12 protein-coding genes, 1 pseudogene and 2 riboswitches are annotated in these 14,327 nt (G+C 71.9%); of the genes and pseudogenes, 6 read left to right on the top strand and 7 right to left on the bottom strand.

The window, feature by feature from the left end:
• Positions 1-25: 25 nt before the first annotated feature.
• Entirely contained in the window at positions 26-664 is a 639-nt protein-coding gene (locus CCN51_RS43930) for a PadR family transcriptional regulator (RefSeq protein WP_014181318.1), read from the bottom strand.
• Between the two features lie 148 nt (positions 665-812).
• Between CCN51_RS43930 and CCN51_RS43925 the strand changes: the two genes are divergently transcribed.
• Complete coding sequence (locus CCN51_RS43925; RefSeq protein WP_014181317.1) at positions 813-1,640, top strand: PhzF family phenazine biosynthesis protein; 828 nt, start codon at positions 813-815, stop codon at positions 1,638-1,640.
• A 29-nt stretch (positions 1,641-1,669) separates the two neighbouring features.
• Here the strand turns inward: CCN51_RS43925 and CCN51_RS43920 are convergent, their stop codons facing one another.
• On the bottom strand, positions 1,670-2,764 hold the full coding sequence (locus tag CCN51_RS43920; RefSeq protein WP_014181316.1) for a winged helix DNA-binding domain-containing protein: 1,095 nt from the start codon (positions 2,762-2,764) through the stop codon (positions 1,670-1,672).
• 9 nt (positions 2,765-2,773) lie between these two features.
• Positions 2,774-3,343: a DinB family protein gene (locus CCN51_RS43915; protein ID WP_043492374.1), complete on the bottom strand. Its 570-nt coding sequence runs from the start codon at positions 3,341-3,343 to the stop codon at positions 2,774-2,776.
• A 128-nt stretch (positions 3,344-3,471) separates the two neighbouring features.
• On the opposite strand from CCN51_RS43915, the gene CCN51_RS43910 reads away from it, so the two are divergent.
• Positions 3,472-4,512 (top strand): helix-turn-helix transcriptional regulator, encoded by a 1,041-nt coding sequence (locus tag CCN51_RS43910; RefSeq protein ID WP_014181314.1) that lies wholly within the window; start codon positions 3,472-3,474, stop codon positions 4,510-4,512.
• Between the two features lie 2 nt (positions 4,513-4,514).
• Here CCN51_RS43910 and CCN51_RS43905 read toward each other — a convergent pair whose 3' ends face one another.
• The gene (locus tag CCN51_RS43905) at positions 4,515-5,294 is read right to left on the bottom strand and encodes a CPBP family intramembrane glutamic endopeptidase (RefSeq protein WP_043488039.1); all 780 of its coding nucleotides are present in this window, start codon (positions 5,292-5,294) and stop codon (positions 4,515-4,517) included.
• Positions 5,295-5,471: 177 nt separating this feature from the next.
• On the opposite strand from CCN51_RS43905, the gene CCN51_RS43900 reads away from it, so the two are divergent.
• Positions 5,472-7,304 carry a substrate-binding domain-containing protein gene (locus tag CCN51_RS43900; RefSeq protein ID WP_014181312.1) on the top strand — a complete coding sequence of 611 codons (1,833 nt, stop codon included), beginning with the start codon at positions 5,472-5,474 and terminating at the stop codon, positions 7,302-7,304.
• Positions 7,305-7,374: 70 nt separating this feature from the next.
• Here CCN51_RS43900 and CCN51_RS43895 read toward each other — a convergent pair whose 3' ends face one another.
• A complete protein-coding gene (locus CCN51_RS43895) occupies positions 7,375-8,880 on the bottom strand; it encodes a glutamate-cysteine ligase family protein (RefSeq protein ID WP_014181311.1) in 1,506 nt (501 codons plus the stop codon).
• A 446-nt stretch (positions 8,881-9,326) separates the two neighbouring features.
• On the opposite strand from CCN51_RS43895, the gene CCN51_RS43890 reads away from it, so the two are divergent.
• The gene (locus CCN51_RS43890) at positions 9,327-9,905 is read left to right on the top strand and encodes a hypothetical protein (RefSeq protein ID WP_014181310.1); all 579 of its coding nucleotides are present in this window, start codon (positions 9,327-9,329) and stop codon (positions 9,903-9,905) included.
• A 273-nt stretch (positions 9,906-10,178) separates the two neighbouring features.
• Positions 10,179-10,385 carry a DUF5999 family protein gene (locus CCN51_RS43885; RefSeq protein WP_014181309.1) on the top strand — a complete coding sequence of 69 codons (207 nt, stop codon included), beginning with the start codon at positions 10,179-10,181 and terminating at the stop codon, positions 10,383-10,385.
• 62 nt (positions 10,386-10,447) lie between these two features.
• Here CCN51_RS43885 and gcvP read toward each other — a convergent pair whose 3' ends face one another.
• Positions 10,448-13,342, bottom strand: coding sequence for an aminomethyl-transferring glycine dehydrogenase (gene gcvP, locus CCN51_RS43880; protein ID WP_014181308.1), 2,895 nt, complete (start codon positions 13,340-13,342; stop codon positions 10,448-10,450).
• A gap of 63 nt (positions 13,343-13,405) precedes the next feature.
• Positions 13,406-13,530, bottom strand: a riboswitch (glycine riboswitch).
• 1 nt (position 13,531) lies between these two features.
• A riboswitch (glycine riboswitch) is annotated at positions 13,532-13,629 on the bottom strand.
• A 146-nt stretch (positions 13,630-13,775) separates the two neighbouring features.
• On the opposite strand from gcvP, the gene CCN51_RS43875 reads away from it, so the two are divergent.
• Complete coding sequence (locus CCN51_RS43875) at positions 13,776-14,093, top strand: PRC-barrel domain-containing protein (protein ID WP_043492369.1); 318 nt, start codon at positions 13,776-13,778, stop codon at positions 14,091-14,093.
• Here CCN51_RS43875 and CCN51_RS43870 read toward each other — a convergent pair.
• A pseudogene (locus CCN51_RS43870) lies at positions 14,069-14,327 on the bottom strand (DNA polymerase IV); the annotation flags it as partial. The gene CCN51_RS43875 and the pseudogene CCN51_RS43870 sit on opposite strands and share 25 nt — an antisense overlap.

The following is a 14,327-nucleotide window of genomic DNA, read 5'->3' as shown; positions in this document are numbered from 1 at the left end:
CCCGCTCAGCCCTCGCCCCGCCCGCTCAGCCCTCGCCTCCCTTCTCACCGGGCTCATCCTGCTCACCCTTCTCATCCTGCTCGGCGAGGATCAGATACAGCCGCTTACGGGAGTCGTTGATGACGGCGACGGCCTTCTGCCGCTGCTCGGCGGTGCCGGTCTTCCAGACCTGCGCGAACGCCTCCATCAGGCCGAAGCCCGCCTGCCGGATCTCCTGCATCAACTCCCAGTCGATACCGCGCCCGACCTCCTCCCAGGGGGCCCGCGATCCCGCCTCGGCCTCGCCGCGGCCCTCGTCGGTAAGGGCGAACAGCTTCTTCCCGCCCTCGCTCTCACTGCTGATCAGCCCCTCGTCCTCGAGCAGCTGCAGCGTCGGATAGACGGAGCCGGGGCTCGGCCGCCAGGCGCCGGCGCTGCGCTCGGCGATCTCCTGGATCATCTCGTAGCCGTGCATGGGGCGCTCCCGCAGCAGCGCCAGGATCGAGGCACGCACATCGCCGCGCCGCGCGCGGCCACGCGGTCCGCCCCGGCCGCGGCCACCGAACGGGGGGCCGCCGAAGGGCGGGCCGAACGGGCCGAAGGCCGCGCGCCGCCCCTCGAAGTCGCCGCGGCCGCGATGGCCCGGTCCGAAGTGTTCATGTCCATGGTGTCCATGGGGACGCATATGACGTTCCTTCCATCGTTGATCTGTCGCGATACTTCAACGATATATCGGAACCGATCGCATAGCAATAGCCTTCCGGTCCCCGGCCGATCCACGCATCCGGAATTGGCCATCGCCGAGCGCCCGGACGGCGCCCTACGGTCGGCCCATGCGCATCCGAATCGTCGACGCCTTCACCGACCGCCCCTTCGCCGGCAACCCGGCCGGAGTCCTCCTCCTGGACACCGACACGTTCCCCGACGCAGACCGGCTCCAGCGGATCGCCGCCGAGGTCAACCTCTCCGAGACCGCCTTCGCCCACCCCCTGCCCGAGGGCGCGGAGGCCGACTGGGCGCTGCGCTGGTTCACCCCGGCCACCGAGGTGAAGATGTGCGGCCACGCCACCCTCGCCACCGCCCACGTCCTACGCACCACGGGCGCCGCGACCGGCACGGTCCGCTTCGCCACCCTCAGCGGGGTGCTGTCGACGACGGCCGACGACAGCGGCACGATCACCCTGGACTTCCCCGCTTCCCAGCTGACGCCGCTCGATGTGGCCCAGGGCGCGGCCGGCGCCGCCGCCGACGCGCTCGGCGTCCGGATCCTGTCCGTCCACCACACCACCCCGTACATCGACCACCTCTTCGTGGAGGTGGCCGACGAGACGACCGTGCGCACGCTGTCCCCGGACCTCGCCGCGCTCGCGCAAACCGGCCACCGCGGCTGCATCGTGACCGCGGCCGCCGAGGACCCGGCCCGCGGCTACGACTTCGTCTCGCGCGTCTTCGCCCCTGCCGTCGGCATCGACGAGGACCCGGTGACCGGCAGCGCGCACACCGCCCTCGCACCCTTCTGGTCCGCCCGGCTCGGCCGTACGGAGCTGACCGGGTTTCAGGCGTCCGCCCGCGGCGGGCTGGTCCGTACGGCGCTGCGCGGCGACCGCACCCTGCTGACCGGCACCGCGGTCACCGTCATCGACGGGGAACTGCTCGCCTAAGGCCCACCCGGGCCGTCACGTGGAATCGACTACGCGGCGTCGACTCGTACGCGGTGGCTTTCCCCTTCGGAGAGAAACGCCGCCAACTCCCGCCCCTGTTCGGCGACGGCGTCGCGGTCGGCCCGGGAGAAGCCGCGCAGCGGGCTGACGACCACGGTGTCGGCGTCGACGCCCCAGGTCGCGGCCACCCGACCGGCCACCAGCACCACGCGCTCACCGGCGACCGAGAGGCCGCGGTGGGCGTCGTCGATGATCCGGCCGCGGTCGTGATAGCCGAGGATCGCGTTGTCGAACGCCGGCAGGAACCGCACCGGGGCGGGGGTGTCGGGGTCGGGGCGTGGCGCTTCGGGAAGGTCGAGCAGTTCGCGGCCGCGCTCATCGCGGAAGGTGACCAGTTCCTCGCGTAGGGCGGCCACCGCGGCCGGCAGTCCGGCGAGGCCGCACCAGGCACGCAGGTCGGCCGAGGATGCGGGGCCGTACGCGGCCAGATAGCGCCGTACCAGCGCCTGGCCGACCGGGTCGGAGCCATCCGCGGCCGGCGGGTCGATCTCGCGGCCCAGCCAGGAGGAGAGCAGGGCGTTGCGCACTCCCCCCTTGGCGCGCCACAGCCCGCGGGGCGGCAGTTGCACCACCGGGACGAGGGCGGCGACCAGCATTTCGCCCAGGGCCCGCCGCCCCGGCGTCGGCCAGCGCTCGGCGAGCGCCCGCACGAGCTCGGCCGCCGTGCGGGGCTCGCCGTCCGCCATCACCGCCCGGCCCGCCGCCGCGAGTTCGTCGAGATCTATCCCTTCGAACTCGCGGCGGTACGTCCCGAGCACCCGCTGGCGCAGCATGGCGTCGTAGCGGGATCGCCAGGCCAGGACGTCGTCGGCGGTGAGGAGGTGAACGGTGCGGCGCATGAGGTGGGTCCGCACCAGGCTGCGCCCGGTGAGCAGGTCCGAGAGGGCCGCCGGGTCGAACGCGCGCAGCCGCGACCAGAGTCCGACGAACGGCTCCTGCGGCTCCTGCGCCTGGAGCCCGCACAGATGCCCGACGGCGTCGAGGACCGGTATGTCGGCGGGTTCGAGCAGCAACTGCCGGGCGAGGGTGGCGCGGCCCAGCGCTCGGGTGTCGAGAACGGTCATTGGGTCAGGTCAGCTCGACTTCTGCCCGTCGAGCGTTTCGCGCAGGATGTCCGCGTGCCCGGCGTGCTGTGCGGTCTCGGCGATGACATGCATCAGCCCCCGGCGCACGCTGTGCTCCGCTCCCGGCTCGTTCCAGGGCGCCTCGGGCAGCGGGTGCGTCGCCGACAGGTCGGGGACGGTGGCGATGATCTCCTCGCTCCGGGCGGCGACCCTCTCGTAACCCTCCAGGATCTGGGCCAGGGTCTCGCCGGGCAGCATCTGGAAGTTGGCCTGGTGGTCGATCGCCCACTGCGGGAACTCGCGTGCGGTACCGGCCGCGAGATCGTCCCAGGTGACACCGTCGGGCAGGTCGTAACGGAGCGCCGAGGGGCCCTCGAGTACGAAGCGCAGCCACCCCTCCTCGATGGACGCGACGTGTTTGATCAGCCCGCCCAGGCACAGCTCGCTGACCGTCGGGCGCTCGGCGGCCCGCTCATCGCCGAGCCCGCGCACCGTCTTGGTCAGGGCGGCGCGCGCGGCGGCGAGCTCGGCGAGCAGGTCGGCCCGCTCGCCGTCGAGGGGTGTGGAGGGTGTGGTCATGGCGGTCACAGTGATCGGGTCCTTCTGTCTGAATCTTTGCGGTCTGAGCGTTGCCGTTGTCCGGCGAAGACCACACTCGCAGGGGAAGCGGTCAGGTTGTGACCTCTTCTCGGGGCGATACTGGCGTCATGCCGAAGACCTCAGCGCGGCTGCTGTCGCTGCTCTCCCTGCTCCAGTCGCGCCGGGACTGGCCGGGGCAGTTGCTGGCCGAGCGGCTGGAGGTCAGCCCGCGCACGGTGCGCCGCGATGTCGACCGGCTGCGCGAGCTCGGCTATCCCATCCTGGCCGTCAAGGGCCCCGACGGCGGCTACCGGTTGGGTGCCGGTACGGAACTGCCGCCGCTGCTGTTCGACGACGAGCAGGCCGTCGCGCTCGCCGTGGCGCTCCAGACAGCCACCGCCACCGGCGCCGGCATCGAAGAGGCGGCGGCTCGTGCGCTGAGCACCGTACGGCAGGTGCTGCCCACTCGGCTGCGCCATCGCGTCGACGCCCTCCAGGTCACCGCCGTCGAACGGCCGGGGGCCCGGCCGAATCCGCAGGTCGACCCGCAGGTCCTCATGGCACTCAGCACGGCCGTCCGCGCCCGCGAAGTGCTGCGCTTCGACTACGCCGCCCCCGTATCCCCACCGACGGCCGCCGACGCCGACCGCGCCAGCGCTCCGCCCCGCCGGGTGGAGCCGCACCACCTCATCACCTGGGGCGGGCGCTGGTACCTCGTCGCCTGGGACCTCGACCGCGACGACTGGCGCACCTTCCGCGTCGACCGGATCGCCCCGCGCACCCCCACCGGTCCCCGCTTCACCCCGCGCGAATTGCCCGGAGGGGAGGTGGCCGCCTTCGTCGCCGGCAGGTTCCAGGGCTCCGACGGCTCCGGCGGCTGGCCCTGCCGCGGCGAGGTGATCCTCGATCTGCCCGCCGACGCCGTGTCCGCCTACGCCCACGACGGACTCGTCGAAGCTCTCGGCCCGGACCGCTGCCGGCTCGTCCTGGGCGCGTGGTCATGGCCTGGACTGGCCGCCGCCATCGGCAGGTTCGACGCCGATATCCAGGTCATCGGGCCGGCCGAGCTCAAGGACGCCTTCGCGCACCTGGCCCGCCGCTACGCCGACGCCGCAGCCGACCAACGCCTAGAGCCCACTTCAACGACGGCCCGCCGCACTCCTCGCTGAAGTCAGGCCGTGGGCAGCCAGTCGACCCGGCCCGCCAGCAGGGCGTATCCGACGAAGGCCACGATGTCGATCAGGGCGTGCGCGGCGACCAGCGGCCCGACGCGCCCCCAGCGGCGGTAGAGCAGTACGAACACCACGCCCATCGCCACATTGCCGAAGAAGCCGCCGATGCCCTGATAGAGGTGGTACGAGCCGCGCAGCAGCGAGCTCGCCAGCAGCGCGGCCATCGGCGTCCAGCCCAACTGCCCCAGCCTGCGCAGCAGATAGCCGACGACGATCACCTCCTCCAGCACGGAGTTCTGCACGGCGGAGGCGATCAGCACGGGGATCTTCCACCACACATCGGGCAGCGCCTCGGGCACCACCGTCAGATTGGCCCCGGCCGCCCGTGCGCCGAGGTAGAGCAGCAGCCCCGTACCGCCTATCCCGGCCGCCACCGCGGCGCCCCGGCCCAGGTCGAAGGCCGGCCGCCGGCGGTCGAAGCCGATGGCCCGCAGCCCGGCGCCCTCCCGCAGCAGCAGATGAGCCACCAGCGCGACCGGCACCAGCGCGGTGGAGATGCCGAAGAGCTGCCAGGCCAGATCCAGCCAGGGCCTACCGGGCGCCTCGGAGGCGTTGAGCGTGGCCGCCTTGTCCTTCAGCCCGCCGGGCGCGGTCACCGAGCCGATAAAGCTGATCAGCGCCGATACGCCGCTCGCGCCCAGCGACAGCGCCAGGACCAGCAGTGTCTCCTGGCGCAGGACGCGTTCCGAGAGCCTGCCCTCCGGAGAGGAAAGCTCCATGTCCCGCGCGTGTGACTGCACGCCTGCCTCCAGTTCCGCTTTTCCACCTCATCGGTGGTCGTGTGCCGCTAGGGTCTCGAAAAGAGTTACGAAGAGACGCGACGGTCAGGGGAGGGCGCCATCCCGCTGGCGCTGTCCTTGCTCCTGACAGCTTCATCTTCACAGGAGACGCAACACATGGGACGCCACAGCCTGCCAGAGGACTCAGTCGGCCCTGTCCACTCACCACGGCAGGACCCTACGGGGTCCCGGTCCTCCGCACGCCGCCGGGCCGTCGCGATCTCCACCGCGGTCGTGCTCGCCCTGGCCACCGGGGCGGCGCTGGTTCTGCGCAGCGAGTTACTGGGCCCGATGAAGTCCTGCTCGAACGACGCCGTGCGCCTCGGGGTGGCCGCCTCCCCGGACATCGCCCCGGCGCTGCGCGAGGTCGCCGAGCGCGCCCGGTCCACCCATGTCCGCTCCGATGGCCGCTGCCTCGATGTGAAGGTCACCAGCCGGGTGCCGTACGAGGTGGCCGACGCGCTCGGCGACGACAGCCGAGACCCGGGTTTCCAGGTGTGGCTGCCGGACTCCAGCGTGTGGGTCGACCGCGCGACGTCCTCCCCCGCCAAGTCCGTCCCCCTGGACACGCTCGGCGGCGTGGCGTCCTCGCCGGTCGCCGTGGCGGCGACCCCGTCGGCCGCCAAGCGGCTCGGCTGGCCGCAGAAGAAGTACAGCTGGGCCCGGCTGACCGGGGCCGCGACCGGGGACGAGGACCTGCGGCTCGGGGCCGCGGACCCGGCGCGCAGCGCCACCGGGCTGCTGGCCCTCGCCCGTGTCAACGCCTCGATAGCCAAGGAGAGCGGCGGACCGGGAAAGGGCGGCGGGGCCGATACGCGGGCCGCGGCCGCCGCGAAACTCCTGTCCCAGCGCGTCTCCGACGGCGACGACCAGGTGCTGACCACGCTGCCGCGCGACGACTCGGGCGCGGAGGCGGGGAATCCGCGGCGCAATCAGGCGCTGTTCCTGTCCGAGCAGGCCGCCTACCGCCATAACGCGGCGGCCGGGGGCGCCCCTCGGCTCCAGCTGTTCTACCCGGAGGACGGCACCGCCGAGCTCGACTATCCGTACACGGTGCTCAACGACGACGCGCTCACCACCGTACGGGCCCGCGCCGCGACCCGGTTCATGACCTTTCTCTCCGACACCCGGAACCGACGGATCCTCGCGCGGCACGGCTTCCGGCCGGCCGGCGGCAAGGCGGTCGAGGAGGTGACCCGTACGGCGGGCGGCAAGGCCCCCCAGCCGTACGCGGTGGTTCCGGCCTCCGGTCCGTCGGGCGCGGAGCTGGAGACCGCGCTGGGCATGTGGACGATCACCGTGCAGAGCGCCCGGCTGAACACCGTCGTCGACGCCTCGGCCTCCATGGCGGCCCCGGTACCCGGCCGGAGCGGCGAGTCCCGGATGGCCGTCACCAAGGCGTCCCTGCTGCGGGCGCTGGCGCAGTTCACGCCGGACGACGAGATCGGGCTGTGGGAGTTCTCCCGGCAGCTCGACGGCGCCCGGGACTACCGGGAGCTGGTGCCCACCCGGAGGCTGGGCCTGCGCGACGCGGACGGCTCCACCCAGCGCGACCGGCTGACGGCCGCCTTCGGCGCCCTGGAGCCGGTGCCGGGCGGGGCGACCGGGCTGTACGACACGGCGCTCGCGGCGTACCGGAAGGCACGCGACGGCTACGCGCAGGGCAAGTTCAACGCCGTCGTGCTGCTCACCGACGGGTCCAACCAGGACGAGGGCAGCATCTCGCGCAAGGCGCTGGTCGAGGAGCTGGGCCGGCTCACCGACCCGAACCGCCCGGTGCCGCTGATCGCCATCGCGGTCGGGCCGGACGCCGACCTGTCCGCATGCGAGGACATCGCGGAGGCGACCGGCGGCTCGGCGCAGCGGGTGGCGGACCCCGCGCAGATCGACAGCGTGATCCTCAAGGCGATCGTGTCGGCGAGCCGGACGGGCGCGGAGGACTCGGGCTGAGGCGGCCCCCCTTTTTTGTGGCTCGGTTCTCCCCCAGCTACCGCTGGGAGGTGCCCCGGCCGGTGCCGGGTCAGCCAGGAAGGGCGGCCGGCCAGGTGTGGACCGGTTCGCCGGTGCGCATCAGCTCGCCGTAGCGGCGGGTCATCGCCGCCAGCGCGGCGTCCCGCCCGAGGCCGCTCTCCCGCGCCCGGTGGTACGCGGCGGCCTGCCAGGACGCGCCGTTGACCCGGCGCCTGCAGCGCTCCTCGATGATCCCCAGGTAGCGCTCGCGGTCGGCCGGCTCGACGCCCCAGGCGTCGAGCCCGGCGGCGGCCAGCGGCAGCAGCTCCTCCTGGACGAGCCGGACGGCGGGGATCCGCACCACCGAGGAGGACCGGCCGCCCGGCTTGGGCCACTGCAGGACCGCGTCGATGCCATGGCGGCAGGCCGTGTCGAAGTTGGCCGCCGCGGCCTCGAACGGCAGCCGCTTCCACACCGGGCGCGGCTCCTCGGCGAGCGCCCGCACCAGGCCGTAGTAGAAGGCGGCGTTGGCGATGACATCGCTGACGGTGGGCCCGGCGGGCAGTACGCGGTTCTCCACCCGCAGATGCGGTACGCCGTCGGCGACCGCGTACACGGGGCGGTTCCAGCGGTAGATGGTGCCGTTGTGCAGCACCAGCTCGCTCAGCCGCGGCACCCCGCCGTCGTCCAGCACCCGCAGCGGATCCTCGTCGTCCGCGGTCGACAGCAGGGGCGGGAAGAAGTGCAGATTCTCCTCGAAGAGCTCGTGGGCGTCGCTGATCCAGCGCTCGCCGAACCAGGTCCGCGGCCGCACGCCCTGGGCCGCGAACTCCGGCGGGCGGACATCGGTGGCCTGCAGGAACAGCGGCGGGCGGGACTCGCGCCACACCTCCCGGCCGAACAGGAAGGGGGAGTTGGCGCCCACCGCGATCTGCGCGGCGGCCACCGCCTGGGCCGCGTTCCACACGGCCGCGAACCGGCCCGGGGTCACCTGTAGGTGCAGCTGGACCGAGGTGCAGGCGGCCTCGGGGGCGATCGAGCCGGAGGCGCAGCGGAACCGCTCCTCGCCCTCGACATCGATCAGAAAATCCTCGCCGCGGGCGGCCAGCATCTGTTCGTTGAGAAGTTTGTAGCGGTCGTCGTAGGAGAGGTTGGCGGAGCCCAGGTCGCGGGCGACAAGGGTCGGGAGAATTCCGATCATAACGATCTCGGAGTCGACTTCCCCCGCCTTGCGATCGGCATATGACAAACCGGTCCGGAGCTCTTCCGCCAACTGGTCGAGAACCCTGCCGTGCAAACGGTGGGGCACGATGTTTACTTCAAGATTGCACCGTCCGAGTTCGGTCTGGAAATCGTGACTCGCGATTCTCTCCAGAACCTCGGCGTTCATCATCCTCGGCATCCCGTCGGACCCCGCGAGATTCAGCTCGATCTCCAGCCCCATGAGATTCTTGGGGCGGTCGAAACGCTTCTCGGCCAGGAGCCGGGCCAGCGCGTCCAGGCCCTGCCGGAGCCTGACGCGCTGCCGCTGCCGCCCGGACGGATCGAACTCTCCGGCTACGACCTTCTCCCCCATCGAAGCGTCCCTTCCTCGAATGGATCAACGACCATTGGCCGCGCACATCACGCACGATGATGCCCAGCCAATGTGATCGATAACGCCACACAGGGACTGCCCAACCGATAGGCTCTGCACAACGCCGCATTGCCGTGATGAAAAACACCCGCCAGATCAAGCCTACTCAGGCTGGGTTAAAATGCCAGGTCATATCCGTGCATATGGCAGAGAATCGGCGAAAATCCCCTCGTCCCGGCGGGCCTGATTAGTGCTTGCCCGCAATACCGGGGACAGGTACATGAAACAAGACGGGAACACTTGTCGTATAAACTCGGCAACCGAGGCAGAGAGACAACGCCCTGACATCTCGTCAGTGCCCCTCTGACCCGCGTTACACCGACAGCGCCATCCGCACCTGGCACGCCAGCGCTCCACCGTGTCTCCGAAGTGAGAGGCGACCCACCATGCCGCTGCACGTCCCCTCGGCTCCAGCGCCTGCTCTGAACAGCATCCGCACGGCCCTCGGTTCTCCCACTGCCGTCCGCACCCCGCTCCTCGACTCCCTGGACGGGCCCTTTGAGCTCGAACTCCCCCTGCCCGTCCACGTCCTGGACGACATCACCGCCCCCGACGGCCCGCCGCGAGCCCGGCTCACCGGATGGCGGTTCCTGATCCGCGATGGTGAGCGCACGGTGGCCTCCGCCGAGGCGATGCTGACGGCCGACGGCTGGGTCTTCTCGCACTTCTCCGAAGGCCCGTACGTGTCGTCTGCCGAACTGGCGCTGAGCCAGGCCGAGTCGCTGCCCTCGGTGTACCAGCCCCGGCTGCTGTCCATCCCGGAGCTGTACATGCTGACGCTGTGGCTGCGCGGCGACCCCGACGCCGACGCCGAAGAGGGCCACCTCGCCGCAGCCGACCTGCTGGTGCCGCTCACCCCCGCCCCGCCCGGGATCGCCGCTCACCGCGCGCACCGCGCCGCGGACCTGCTGCCGGTGCTCACCCTCCGGCTGACGCGGACGCCGCTGCTGGGCTCCTCGGCCTGACCGCCCGCGGCGGCCGCCGCCCGCGCCCGAGCGCCCCGTGATCCCCCGGATCGCGGGGCGCTCCGCTGCGGGCTCGTAACAGTCCCGTCAGGATGAACCGCCGACCGGGTGGATGCGTCATTATCTAGCGGGTGCCGGTGCCGCGAAATCCGTGCGGAACCCGGCCCGTAGGGCAACACTTGGAGCAACAGACCGACTGACCAACGGGGGGCGGCCATGACTGCCGCAGCAAGTCACAGGACACTCACCACACCGCAGCGAGAGATCCCTTCCATGTGCCAGCACCAGCCAGCGTGCCCGTCCGCCGACTCCGCCGACCGGGAGGCCGCCCATCTCGTGGCGCACCACCCCGAGCAGGGCTGGAGCCTGCTGTGCAACGGCGTCCTCTGCTTCGAGGACACCGGTGAGCTCCTGCCGGACGGGCAGATCATCGCACCGCACCGGCCGCTGCACGCCGAGCGCGTCGTCACCGCGGCCTGATCCTCAGGGGCCGGCCCGGCGCCTTCGCCGCACCGGCCCCGTACCCGACCGGGCCCGCCCGGTCAGCTCTCGTACGACTCAAGCGGCGGGCAGGAGCAGACCAGGTTACGGTCGCCGTACGCGCCGTCGATCCGCCGTACCGGCGGCCAGTACTTGTCGGCCGGCGACACCCCGGCCGGGAAGGCCGCCTCCGCCCGGGTGTAGGGGTGCTCCCACTCCCCGCTGAGCGCGGCCGCCGTGTGCGGGGCGTTCCGCAGTGGGTTGTCGTCCTGGGGCCACTCCCCCGAGCCGACCTTCTCGATCTCCGCCCGGATGGCGATCATCGCCTCGCAGAACCGGTCCAGCTCCGCAAGGTCCTCACTCTCCGTCGGCTCGATCATCAGCGTGCCTGCGACCGGGAACGACATCGTGGGCGCGTGGAACCCGTAGTCGACCAGCCGCTTGGCCACATCGTCGACGCTCACACCGGTCGCCTTGGTGAGCGGACGCAGATCGACGATGCACTCGTGGGCGGCCAGGCCGCCGGGGCCGGTGTAGAGCACCGGGTAGTGCGGCTCCAGGCGCTTGGCGATGTAGTTGGCACCGAGCACCGCCACCTGAGTGGCCCGACGCAGCCCCTCGGCGCCCATCAGCCGGACGTACGCCCAGGAGATGGGCAGGATGCCCGCCGAACCCCAGGGCGCCGCCGCGACCGGGCCCACGCCGGTCGCCGGGCCCGCCGCGGGCTGCAGCGGGTGGTTGGGCAGATACGGCGCCAGGTGCTCGCGCACCGCGACCGGGCCCACACCGGGGCCGCCGCCGCCGTGCGGGATGCAGAAGGTCTTGTGCAGGTTGAGGTGGGAGACATCGCCGCCGAACCTGCCCGGCCGGGCCAGCCCGACCAGGGCGTTGAGGTTCGCGCCGTCCACGTAGACCTGGCCGCCCGCGTCGTGCACGGCCGCGCAGATCTCGCTGATGTGCTCCTCGAACACGCCGTGGGTGGAGGGGTAGGTGACCATCAGGACGGCCAGTTCGTCGCCGTACTGCTCGATCTTGGCGCGCAGGTCGTCGGCGTCCACCTCGCCGTCCTCGCCGGTCTTGACCACGACGACCTTCATGCCCGCCATCACGGCGCTGGCGGCGTTGGTGCCGTGCGCGGAGGACGGGATGAGGCAGACGGTGCGCCGCTCCTCGCCATTGGCCCGGTGGTAGGCGCGTACGGCCAGCAGCCCGGACAGCTCGCCCTGCGATCCGGCGTTCGGCTGGAGGGAAACCTTGTCGTAGCCGGTGACCTCGGCCAGCCGCTCCTCCAGCTCGCGGATCAGCGTCAGATAGCCCTGGGCCTGCTCGACGGGCGCGAAGGGGTGCAGCGCCCCGAACTCCGGCCAGGTGATCGGCTCCATCTCGGTGGTGGCGTTGAGCTTCATGGTGCAGGAGCCGAGCGGGATCATGCCCCGGTCCAGGGCGTAGTCGCGGTCGGCCAGGCGCCGCAGATAGCGCAGCATCGCGGTCTCGGAGCGGTGCCGGTGGAAGACCGGGTGGGTCAGATACACGTCGCCGCGCAGCAGGTCCTCGGGGAGCGCGTCGTCCGCCGCGGCGTCCAGCTCGTCGATGGCGGGCAGCCCGCCGTCCACGCCGAAGGCCGACCACACGGCGGCGAGCTGGGCGCGCCCGGTGGTCTCGTCGCAGGCGATGCCCACATGGTCGGCGTCGGTCAGCCGCAGGTTGACCCCGGCCTCGCGGGCCGCGGTGACAACCTCGGCGGCCCGGCCCGGGACATACGCGGTGAGGGTGTCGAAGAACGCGCCGTGCACGATCTGGACTCCCCCGGCCCGCAGCCCCTCGGCCAGCACGGCCGCGTAGCGGTGGGTGCGCCGGGCGATGGTCCGCAGGCCCTCCGGGCCGTGGTACACGGCGTACATCCCGGCCATGACGGCGAGCAGCACCTGGGCGGTACAGATGTTGCTGGTGGCCTTCTCGCGGCGGATGTGCTGCTCGCGGGTCTGCAGGGCCAGGCGGTACGCCTTGTCGCCGTCGGCGTCGACCGAGACACCCACCAGACGGCCCGGCAGGCTCCGGGCGAAGGCGTCGCGGACGGCCATGAAACCGGCGTGCGGCCCGCCGAAGCCCATCGGCACGCCGAACCGCTGGCTGCTGCCGACCGCGATATCGGCGCCCAGCTCGCCGGGCGAGGTGAGCAGGGTGAGGGCGAGCAGATCGGCGGCGACGGTGACCACGGCCCCGAGCTCATGGGCCCGCTCGATGACCGGGCGCAGGTCGCGCACCGCGCCGGAGGCGCCCGGGTACTGCAGCAGCACACCGAACACCCCGCGCTCGGCCACCTCGGCCGGTATGCCCGCCGAGAGGTCGGCGACGACCACCTCGACACCGGTGGGCTCGGCGCGGGTCTGGATGACGGCGACGGTCTGCGGCAGGGTGTCCGCGTCGACCAGGAACACGCCCTGCTTGACCTTGCCGACCCGCCGCGACAGCGCCATGGCCTCGGCGGCGGCGGTGGCCTCGTCGAGCAGCGAGGCGCCGGCGGTCGGCAGCCCGGTCAGGTCGGCGACGACGGTCTGGAAGTTGAGCAGCGCCTCCAGCCGGCCCTGGGAGATCTCCGGCTGGTAGGGCGTGTACGCGGTGTACCAGGCGGGGTTCTCCAGCACATTGCGCAGGATCACCGGCGGGGTGAACGTCCCGTAGTAGCCCAGGCCGATCATCGGGGAGAGCAGCTGATTGCGCTCGGCCAGGCCACGCAGCTCGGCCAGCACCTCCGCCTCGCTGCGGGCCGGGGGCAGCCGCAGCTCCTCGGCGCTCCTGATGACCTCCGGCACGGCGGCCTGGGTGAGTTCGTCGAGGGAGCCGAAGCCGACCTGCGCGAGCATCTTGGCCTGCGCCTCGGAGTCCGGTCCGATATGGCGCCGCTCGAACGGAGTACCGCGTTCCAACTCGGTCAGTGAGGTGCGATTGGCGGTCATCTGCGAGGCCTCCTGGTCTGTACGACCTACGAGGGGCACCACGGTGCGGGTGCCCGAACGGCCTCCCCCTCTGTCATCTCAACCTGAGAGCTTCACCAGGCCCGCGGGCGGCGAGCCGGCTTTCACCGTCGGTGAGGAGGGGTCCGGGAGCCGTACTCGCCCGTGGCCCGCCCTGCTTTCCAGAGTGACCTCACCCGCGCGGTACGTGTGCCTGAGAGATTCCGGGGAGGATTTGCTCCTTCGGCGCCTCCGACGACGTCGGCGGAGAGCTCTCCCGCACGGGGTCTGCAGCCACCGTCAGCGTACCAGCGAGCCTGTCGCCAGGGATTTTGGGGAAAGCGCTCGAGTGGACGCGCGCGGCGTTGTGGCTTTTCGTAGAGATCACAAGGAAACAGGGGGATTCATGAAAAAATCGCCACCTGTGGGAGAGAGTGTGCAGACCGACATCGATCCGCGGACCCTCATCGGCCGCAAGGCCTTCGACCTCGATGGCGCGAAGATCGGCACCGTGGACGAGGTCTACCTCGACGACGCGACCGGCGAGCCGGAGTGGGCGGCGGTACGCACCGGGCTGTTCAGCCGGGACGTGTTCGTACCCCTCGAACCCAGCGAGGTCATCGGCGACACGCTGCGGGTGCCGTACGAACGGGCGCTCATCAAGGACGCGCCGGACTTCGGGGTCGGCCGCCATCTGTCGCCCGAGCAGGAGCTGCAGCTCTACCACCACTACGGCCTGGACGTGACCGGCTGACCTTGGTGAAGGCCCCGGCCCGAGCCCGGGTCGTGGCCCGAACCCTGGTCGTGGTCCGAACCCTGGTCCTGGTCCAAGTCCTGGTGCGGCCCCCTGTCCTGACCCTCGCCCTGGCCCTTCTCCCGGGCCGGGGCGTCGGCGTCGCTCTCGGCGGGGCGGAGCAGCGGCAGCGGGTCCGCCGGCTCCAGCGCCGGGTCGTCGACCGCGAAGGTCCGCACCCGGCCCGGCCTCGAC

Source organism: Streptomyces milbemycinicus, assembly GCF_002154605.1.
Classification (GTDB): Bacteria; Actinomycetota; Actinomycetes; order Streptomycetales; family Streptomycetaceae; genus Streptomyces; species Streptomyces milbemycinicus.
The sequence above is the reverse complement of the archived record's forward strand: the minus strand, read 5'-3'. Positions and strand labels throughout refer to the sequence as shown.